The organism is Dictyoglomus sp. NZ13-RE01 (genome assembly GCA_002878375.1).
GTDB lineage: Bacteria > Dictyoglomota > Dictyoglomia > Dictyoglomales > Dictyoglomaceae > NZ13-RE01.
The window spans coordinates 1-8,470 of record NIRF01000026.1; the positions used below are offsets into that span (position 1 = coordinate 1).

Genomic DNA, 8,470 nt, shown 5'->3' on the forward strand with positions numbered 1-8,470 from the left:
CATGATATAAGTTAATAGTTACTCCTCTCGCCCTCTCCTCTGGCGCTTTGTCTATGTCTTCATACTTTAAGGGCTTAGCTAATCCCTCCGCAGCTAGTACCTTCGTTATCGCAGAAGTTAATGTCGTCTTACCATGGTCTACGTGACCTATTGTCCCTATATTTACATGTGGTTTCGTCCTTACAAATTTCTCCTTCGCCATCCTCTTCCTTCCTCCTAAATTCTATATAGTATAAGTTAAGTTACTTAAAATGGAGCCCACGACCGGGATCGAACCGGTGACCTTACCCTTACCAAGGGTACGCTCTGCCGACTGAGCTACGTGGGCTTTATATTTCCAAAAATTTGGTTGCGGGGGAGGGATTTGAACCCTCGACCTCCGGGTTATGAGCCCGGTGAGCTACCTGGCTGCTCCACCCCGCGATACTCACCAAGTGGTGGGGAGGGAGGGATTCGAACCCCCGAAGGCGTCCGCCAGCAGATTTACAGTCTGCCCCCGTTGTCCACTTGGGTACCTCCCCTGGAGCCGAGGGAGGGACTCGAACCCACGACCCGCTGATTACAAATCAGCTGCTCTGCCTACTGAGCTACCTCGGCTTTAACAGAAAAAGTATATCTTTAGTAATGTAGAAAGTCAAGACCTATGTTATAATAAATAAAAAATCCAAGGAGGTCAAGAGCCATGGAAGAAATTGTTGATATAAACTTGGAAGATATTAGCATGGAAAATTTAGAAATAGGAAGTATAGTTTATGGAAATATTTTATTAGTAGACAAACAAGGTTTGTGGTTAGATGTGGGGGGAAAATATAATGCCTTCCTACCCATAGAAGAAACGACAAAAAGCTTTCAAGAAAAATTAGAGAAAAATCAGATAAAAGATTCTATCCCTGTAATGATTCAATTCATAAATTATAAAGAGGGAATTATAAATGTATCCCAAAAAAGGGCTGTTGAAAAAAAGATATGGGAAGACTTAACCTTAGCCTATGAGAATGACGAACCTATTAGCGGAAAAATTAAAGATTTTAATGGAAAAGGTTTCACTATTGATTTAGGAGAAGAAGTTTATGGATTTATCCCTTTAAATCTCATTGACATTTATCGTCCTAAAAATCCAAATATTTATTTAAATAGAAAGGTCAATGCCAAAATAATAAAAATCAATCCAGAAAGAAAGCAAATCCTTCTTTCAGTGAGAAGTGTCTTAGAAGAAAAATTGGAGGAAAAAAGGACAAGGCTTTGGGAAAGAATTAAAAAGTCCGAGATAATAAGAGGTAGAGTTAAAGAAGTAAATGATGATGGATTAAAGATAGATCTTGGTTTTGGTATTCTTGGTTTTGTTTCCAAAGATGAGTTATCTTGGTTCCCTATTAGAAACATATATAGAACATTCCAAGTAGGAGATATAGTAAAAGCAAAAATTTTAAATATAGATGAAGAGAAAAAAGAAGTAAATCTAAGTGTTAGATTAGCACAACCCAATCCATGGGAGGTATTTTTAGAGAAAAACCCCATTGGAAGTATTCAGCAGGGAGAAATCATAAAAATAACCTCAGGTATTGTGGTAAAAATTAATAACCTCGTTGGATTCGTACCTTATAGTGAAATATCCTGGGGAAGAATTGGTAATATAAGAGAATATTATGAAGTAGGAGATAAGATTAAAGTAAAAATATTAGAAGTGGACCCACAAGAAAAGAGAATACTTCTTAGTATAAAACAGGTAGAGCCAAACCCATGGGACGTTATTGACGAGATATTATCTGAGGGTAGCAAAGTTAAAGGGAAAATAATAAACATAACAGATTTTGGAATATTTGTAGAGATTAAGCCAGGATTAGAGGGGCTTATTCCAAGAAGATTCTTAAGTTGGGAAAGAATAAATGACCTTCACGATAAATTCCATATAGGAGATAGTATAGAAGCTAAGGTTTTAAATATTGACAAAGAAAATAGAAGATTATTATTAAGTAGAAGAGATGTACTCCCAGACCCATGGAACAATATAGAAGAAAGATATAGCGAGGGAATGAATGTAATTGGAAAAGTTATAGAGATTAATAATCAAGGATTAGTAATAGAGTTACAACCTGGTATAGAAGGCTTCCTACCTAATTCTCAGCTTGATAAAAGAGAAAATTCTGAAATTTCAATTAATAGCGAAATAGAAGTAAAAATTATAAGAATAAATCAAGAAAGTAGAAGAATTATATTCTCAAGAAAAGCTCTTCTCAAAGAGAAAGAAGAAAAAGAATTGGAAAATTACATAAAGATTAATACTCCTCCTCCAATTACTTTAGGAGATATATTAGGCTTTGATTTGGCAAAGGAGGAAAATTAGGATTGACTGCTAAAACCCATCAAAGCTTTGGTATATTAATTGCCCTAATTTCCTATCCAAGCTTTACAAAAAGTCTTCCAACTAATAATCTAACCTATTGGACAATTGGATTTTTTATGGGGACTATGTTTGGCTCCTTAATTCCAGATATTGATGCTCCCCATTCAGAATTCTCAAGAAGATTTATATCACAGAAGGTTTTATCAGATTTTTTAAGTGCCTTCTTAAGCTTACTTTTAGGTGTTTTTATACTACAGAACATAAGCTATGAAAATCTTTTTTTCTTTATCATCTTATTTGCATTATCCTTTAACTTATTTAAATTATTTTTCAAGTTTAATCTAAAGAAATACTTTGTCCATAGAGGATTTGCTCATAGTCTATGGAGCTTATTAATCATTAACATATTTCTTATTCTTCCCCAAACTTCTCTTCAAAAGTTTCCTACATTTATCAACTCTTTTTATAATGCTATTGTTTGGGGAATTAATATTGGATATATAAGCCACTTGATAGGAGACTCCTTAACTTTTAGTGGTATTAGATTATTTTATCCTATAAACTTTAAAATAAGTTTCTCTCTTTTTAGAACTGGAGGATTAATGGAAAGAATTCTATTTTATGTGTTCAATGCCATTAACATTATGTTGCTAACAAATTATATAGTAATGGGAGGAATAAAATGATAGACATTAAAACCCTTAGAGAAAGAGCGGAAGAAATGAAAGAAAATATTATTCTAAGAAATTTAGATCCTGCAAAGTACGATGTGGATTATATTTTAGAGCTTGATCAAAAAAGAAGATCTATTCAAAAAATCTTAGATGAATTAAAATTTGAAAGGAACAAAATCTCCCAAGAAATTGGGAAGAAAAAAGGAGAGGAGAAAGAAGCATTAATAAAGCAAGCAAAAGAGTTAAAGGAGAAGATAGATAAATTAGAAAAGGAATTCCAAGAAATAGAAAAAGAAATGAATGCAAGACTATGGCAACTTCCAAACTTTCTTTTGCCTGAGACTCCAAGAGGTAGAGATGAATCAGACAATAAAGAAATAAAAAGATGGAAAGAGCCAAAAGCTTTTTCTTTCACACCAAAAGACCACTTAGACTTAGCCCTCCTAAATGACCTTGTTGATTTTGAGAGAGGAAGTAAAGTAACTGGATCTAATTTCTATTACTTAAAAAATGAAGCAGTAATATTGGAATTTGCTCTATTTCAATTTGTCATTAATGAGCTTCTTTCTGAAGGTTTTAAACTTTTTATAACTCCAGACCTTGCCAAAAATGAAATATTAGATGGAATCGGATTTCAACCAAGAGGACCTGAAGCTCAAATATATCATATAGAAGATTCAAATTTAGGATTGATTGCAACAGCAGAAATTACCTTAGGAGGATATCATAAAAATGAGATTTTAGATGAATTAGACTTACCTTTAAAGTACTTAGGTTTTTCTCATTGTTTCAGAACTGAAGCAGGAGCATATGGAAGGTACAATAGAGGATTATATAGAGTACATCAATTTAGCAAAGCGGAAATTTTCATTATTTGCAAACCAGAAGATTCAAAAAAAATGCACGAATATATTTTAAGCTTAGAGGAGAGAATCTTTCAAAAATTAGATATACCATATAGAGTTCTCGATATTTGTTCTGGAGATTTAGGTGCTCCAGCTGCAAGAAAATTTGATATTGAGGCATGGATGCCTGGAAGAGGAGAATATGGGGAAGTAACAAGTTGTTCTAATTGTACAGATTATCAGGCTCGCAGATTAAATATTAGGTTTAGAAGGTTGACCGGTGAATTAGAGTATGTACATATGCTAAATGGAACTGCAATAGCTATTTCAAGAGCTTTAATTGCAATATTAGAAAATTATCAACAAGAAGATGGAAGCATCATCATTCCTGAGGTTTTACATCCTTACACTTTAGGAATAAAAGAAATAAAACCAAAAAAGAGAAATTAGAGAATTTTACTTAAAAAGTTAATTGTTCTTTCTTCCTTAGGAGAAGAAAAAATTTGGGAGGGGGGACCTTCTTCTATTATTTGTCCCTGATCTAAAAATACTACCCAATCACTTACCTCCCTTGCAAATCCCATCTCATGAGTTGCAATAATCATTGTCATTCCTTCATCTGCAAGTTCCCTAATAACATCTAAAACCTCTTTTGTCATTTCTGGATCTATGGAGGATGTAGGTTCATCAAAAAGCATAACTTCTGGATCCATGGCAAGAGCCCTTGCAATGGCAACCCTTTGTTGTTGCCCTCCTGACAATTGAGAAGGATAGTTTTTTGCTTTATCTGCAAGACCTACTCTTTTTAATAGCTCAAGGGCTTTTTCTTTAGCCTCTTCAGGTTTCATCTTTTTTACTTTTATAGGTGCAAGAGTTATATTTTCCAATACCGTCAAATGTGGAAAGAGGTTAAAAAGCTGAAATACCATTCCTACTTTTTGCCTAATTTTATTTATATCAACCTTAGGATCAGTTATTAAAGTTCCATCTATATATATTTCCCCTGAAGTAGGTTCTTCTAATCTATTTATACACCTTAAAAGGGTACTCTTACCTCCTCCGCTTGGACCTATTAAAACTAAAACTTCGCCTTTTTTTACCTCTAAATTAATTCCCTTCAATACATGAAGATTTTTGAACTTCTTATGTAAATTAATGACCTTAATCACCTTTTTTCAACCTCTTTTCTAAATAAGAAGATAAACGAGTTAAAGGTACAGTCATAACAAGATAAAATAAAGTTACCCCCAAAAATGGGCTAAAAACATTTGCTTTCCATGCAACCAACTCTCTTCCTGTTCTTAAAAGTTCAGTTACAGCCAATGTTGAGGCCAAAGAACTTTCCTTTAGCATAGAGGCAAATTCATTGGTTAATGGAGGTAAAATCCTCCTAAAAGCTTGAGGAAGTATAATATACCTCATTGCTTGCCAATAATTCATTCCCAAGGACCTTGCTGCCTCCATTTGCCCTTTCTCTATGGATTGTATACCACCTCTAAATATCTCTCCCACATATGCTGCAGAATTTAATGATAAACCTGTTATAGAGGCAGTTATAGCAGGTAGATTTAGCCCTAAGGAAGGCAGTGCATAATAAATAATTAAAAGTTGCATTAAAAGAGGAGTTCCACGGATTACTTCCACATATATACTTGCAGGATATCTCAAGTATGGTCTTTTTGATATTCTTGCAAGGCTTATTATAAGACCAAGAATAATTCCTATACTTACAGAGATCACAGTAAGGCGCAGTGTCATAACTGCGCCTTTCCATAAATATGGTAATCCTTCTATGAAAACATCTAATCTAAAATCCAAAGTTCCTTACCTCTCTCCTTTACTTAATAGGTAAAGTTCCAAACCATTTCTTATAAATCTCATCGTATTTTCCATTCTTTTTGAGCTGATCGAGAATAAGATTAATCTTAATTAAAAGGTCTGTATCTTCTTTTCTCATGGCAATTCCATATCTTTCAATAGTAAATGGTTTCCCAATACATTTTATTTTGGGATTATTCTTAGCATAATAGAGAGAGACTGGCATATCATTAATAACAGCATCTACTCTACCTAATTCCAAATCCATAAAGGCTTCAGGGATTGTTTCATAACTTCTTATCTCTTTTATTCCTAAACTATCCTTAAGTTTCCTTGCTGATATTTCTCCTGTAGTTCCTAATTGGACCCCAACAATTTTACCCTTCAAATCTTTCTCGCTTTTTATTGATGTATCATTAGCTCTTATTGCAATTATTTGTCCTGAATCAAAATATGGTTTTGAAAAGCTAATCTCTTTCTTTCTTTCCTCAGTTATAGTCATAGCGGACATAATAATATCAAATTTTTTTGCTTTTAATGCTGCAATTATACCATCAAAGGGAGTATTTATAACTTCCAATTTTACTCCTAATGCATTAGCAATCTCCTGAGCTAAATCAATATCAAAACCAACTGGCTTATCTCCTTCCATAAATTCAAAGGGTGCATATGCGACATCACTTCCTACTTTTAAGACTCCTGCCTTCTTAATCCTCTCCACTGCTCCTGCTGAGAGAATTGGCAATGAAAATAACATTAGAAAGAGAATTAATAAAATTATTATCCTCTTCATACTTTTACCTCCTAATTATACTTTAGCTCATTATAAAAATATCTCTTTAAAATGTCAAATTAATGGAGGAGCACATGACTCCCTAATAATCAAACGGGTTGGTAAAATAACCTCTTTTGGCTTTTTCCTTCTCCTTTTGAGTCTTTCCATAAGCAAAAGTCCAGCATTTTTCCCAAGCTCATATGAAGGTTGGTAGATTGAAGTTAGTGGAGGGCAAAAATATTGAAACCATTCCATATCATCAAAAGAAATTACAGAAATATCCTTAGGTATCCTTAATTTTTTCTCGTTTATTGCGGATATAAGACCAAGAGTCATCAAGTTATTTGAGGATATTATTGCAGTAGGAGGATTAGACATTTCAAGTAGTTCTTTGCCCCTTTCATAACCCCCATCTCTTTTAAAATTACCTTCTCTTATTAAATCCTTTTCCATAGGGATATTATGTTCTTCTAATGCCTTAAGATATCCTTCTAATCTCTCTCTTCCAGTAGTAGTATCTAATGGACCAGTAATTATAGCAATTCTTTTATGACCTAAGTTTAGAAGATATTCTGTGGCAGAATAAGTACCAGAAACATTATCCGCTAACACAACATCAGTCTCAATTCCTGATATTCTTCTATCCACAAGAATTACTGGAATATCTTGAGAAATAAATAGTTCTAAATTTTTTCTCGTTTCAGTACTTTTACTTGGAGTTATGATTAATCCATCTACTTGTTTGCTATAAAGAACCTCAATATATTCCCTTTCCTTATTAATATCTTCATCAGAATTACATAAGATTATATTATACTTGTTTTGTAGAAGAACATCTTCAATCCCTCTTACCACTTCTGGATAGAATAAATTTGCAATATTAGAAACTATTAATCCAATAGTATTAGTAGATTTTTTTCTCAAACTTCTTGCAACTATATTTGGTCTATATCCTAACTCTTTTATAGCATCTAATACTTTTTTTCTTGTTTCCTCCTCCACATATCTTGTTTTATTTATGACATGTGATACAGTACTTATTGATACACCTGCTTTTTTAGCAACATCCTTCATTGTTGGTGGTTTAATACCCTTATCTCTTCGTCTCATTTTAGCTACCTCTCCCTTCCATCAATTCTTTGAAATTTTACGCAATCGTTTGGGAAAATTATATCAAATTAATAATAATATGTAAAACTTATATTTGCAAGATCAATAATCAAGTGATATAATCCACTGGTTAACTTAAACTATGAATAACGAGTTATTAAAAGTAAACATAATTTTTAAAGATTTAAAATTTTTCTCTGCGTCCAAAGTAGGAAGCGGAGATAAATCTCTTTGTCTAATTCTCTATAATGCTCTCAAAAAGAGAAAAGATATAGAAGTTTATTTTAATGAGGACTGCGCCTCAAATAATTTTGACATTATTCATATACATTCTGTAAATAGCAAGGTATTTTCAATCATAAAGAATGCTAATACAAGTAATATTGTAATTACCGCACATATTATTCCAGAAACTATAGAGGGAAGTTCATGGTTTGATAAAATATGGAAACCATTTTTTACAATACATTTGAAGAGGATTTACAATCAAGCAAAACTTGTAATAGCAGTCTCACCATACACAAAACAAAAATTAGAAGAGCTACATCTTAAACCTAAAATTGTGTATATACCTAATGGTATAGATAGAGATATTTTTAAACCAGATCCTAAAGTAAGATCTTATATGAGAGAAAAATACAAGTTAGATGATAAAGACATCGTCATATTAAGTGTGGGACAAACAATAAAGAGGAAGGGTTTTGATAGCTTTGTTAAGGTGGCTAAATCTCTTCCTCAGTACAAATTCTTCTGGATCGGCGGTATTCCCTTCTCATTCTTGAGTAGCGGTTACTCCGAAGTAAAAAGAGTTCAGGCAAGCCCCCCTCCTAACTTGTTCCTTCCAGGTCCCCAACCTCATGAGGAAATCTATAAGTTCTATAATATGGCAGATATTTTCTTCTTC

Annotated in this window: 8 protein-coding genes, 4 tRNA genes and 1 pseudogene; 4 read left to right on the plus strand and 9 right to left on the minus strand. The window is 33.1% G+C overall.

The genetic code is table 11. From position 1 onward, the window contains the following. Positions 1-7 precede the first annotated feature (7 nt). The 5 genes and pseudogenes from CBR30_09560 to CBR30_09580 form a co-directional block, all read right to left on the minus strand. Positions 8-202: pseudogene (locus tag CBR30_09560) on the minus strand (hypothetical protein). 50 nt (positions 203-252) lie between these two features. After that, positions 253-328, minus strand: a tRNA-Thr gene (locus CBR30_09565). A gap of 18 nt (positions 329-346) precedes the next feature. After that, positions 347-423, minus strand: a tRNA-Met gene (locus tag CBR30_09570). Between the two features lie 12 nt (positions 424-435). Further along, positions 436-521: transfer RNA gene (locus CBR30_09575), tRNA-Tyr, on the minus strand. Continuing rightward, positions 522-597 (minus strand) — tRNA-Thr (locus CBR30_09580). 85 nt (positions 598-682) lie between these two features. Here CBR30_09580 and CBR30_09585 point away from each other — a divergent pair. Genes CBR30_09585 through CBR30_09595 form a run of 3 tightly spaced genes read left to right on the plus strand, consistent with a single transcriptional unit; the run spans position 683 to position 4,313 of the window. Beyond that, entirely contained in the window at positions 683-2,344 is a 1,662-nt protein-coding gene (locus tag CBR30_09585) for a 30S ribosomal protein S1 (GenBank protein PMQ00736.1), read from the plus strand. 2 nt (positions 2,345-2,346) lie between these two features. Further along, positions 2,347-3,030 carry a hypothetical protein gene (locus tag CBR30_09590; protein ID PMQ00737.1) on the plus strand — a complete coding sequence of 228 codons (684 nt, stop codon included), beginning with the start codon at positions 2,347-2,349 and terminating at the stop codon, positions 3,028-3,030. Beyond that, the gene (locus CBR30_09595; GenBank protein PMQ00738.1) at positions 3,027-4,313 is read left to right on the plus strand and encodes a serine--tRNA ligase; all 1,287 of its coding nucleotides are present in this window, start codon (positions 3,027-3,029) and stop codon (positions 4,311-4,313) included. Before CBR30_09590 ends, CBR30_09595 begins: the two co-directional genes overlap by 4 nt. Here the strand turns inward: CBR30_09595 and glnQ are convergent. The 4 genes from glnQ to CBR30_09615 are packed head-to-tail and all read right to left on the minus strand — an operon-like array spanning position 4,310 to position 7,566. Then, the gene (gene glnQ, locus CBR30_09600) at positions 4,310-5,032 is read right to left on the minus strand and encodes a glutamine ABC transporter ATP-binding protein (protein PMQ00739.1); all 723 of its coding nucleotides are present in this window, start codon (positions 5,030-5,032) and stop codon (positions 4,310-4,312) included. The genes CBR30_09595 and glnQ overlap by 4 nt on opposite strands. Beyond that, the gene (locus CBR30_09605; GenBank protein PMQ00740.1) at positions 5,025-5,681 is read right to left on the minus strand and encodes an ABC transporter permease; all 657 of its coding nucleotides are present in this window, start codon (positions 5,679-5,681) and stop codon (positions 5,025-5,027) included. The genes glnQ and CBR30_09605 overlap by 8 nt, the downstream gene beginning before the upstream one ends. 19 nt (positions 5,682-5,700) lie before the next feature. Then, on the minus strand, positions 5,701-6,474 hold the full coding sequence (locus CBR30_09610) for a basic amino acid ABC transporter substrate-binding protein (GenBank protein ID PMQ00741.1): 774 nt from the start codon (positions 6,472-6,474) through the stop codon (positions 5,701-5,703). 54 nt (positions 6,475-6,528) lie between these two features. Then, on the minus strand, positions 6,529-7,566 hold the full coding sequence (locus CBR30_09615) for a LacI family transcriptional regulator (protein PMQ00742.1): 1,038 nt from the start codon (positions 7,564-7,566) through the stop codon (positions 6,529-6,531). Between the two features lie 142 nt (positions 7,567-7,708). Here CBR30_09615 and CBR30_09620 point away from each other — a divergent pair. Beyond that, positions 7,709-8,470, plus strand: a 762-nt coding sequence (locus CBR30_09620) for a glycosyl transferase family 1 (protein PMQ00743.1), incomplete at its 3' end; no start/stop codon positions are given.

What these genes read in the sequence shown, in the direction of transcription:
- CBR30_09585 (PMQ00736.1), top strand. Translation starts at nt 683, where the DNA reads ATGGAAGAAATTGTTGATATAAACTTGGAAGATATTAGCATGGAAAAT.
- CBR30_09595 (PMQ00738.1), top strand. Translation starts at nt 3,027, where the DNA reads ATGATAGACATTAAAACCCTTAGAGAAAGAGCGGAAGAAATGAAAGAA.
- CBR30_09610 (PMQ00741.1), bottom strand. Translation starts at nt 6,474, where the DNA reads ATGAAGAGGATAATAATTTTATTAATTCTCTTTCTAATGTTATTTTCA.
- CBR30_09615 (PMQ00742.1), bottom strand. Translation starts at nt 7,566, where the DNA reads ATGAGACGAAGAGATAAGGGTATTAAACCACCAACAATGAAGGATGTT.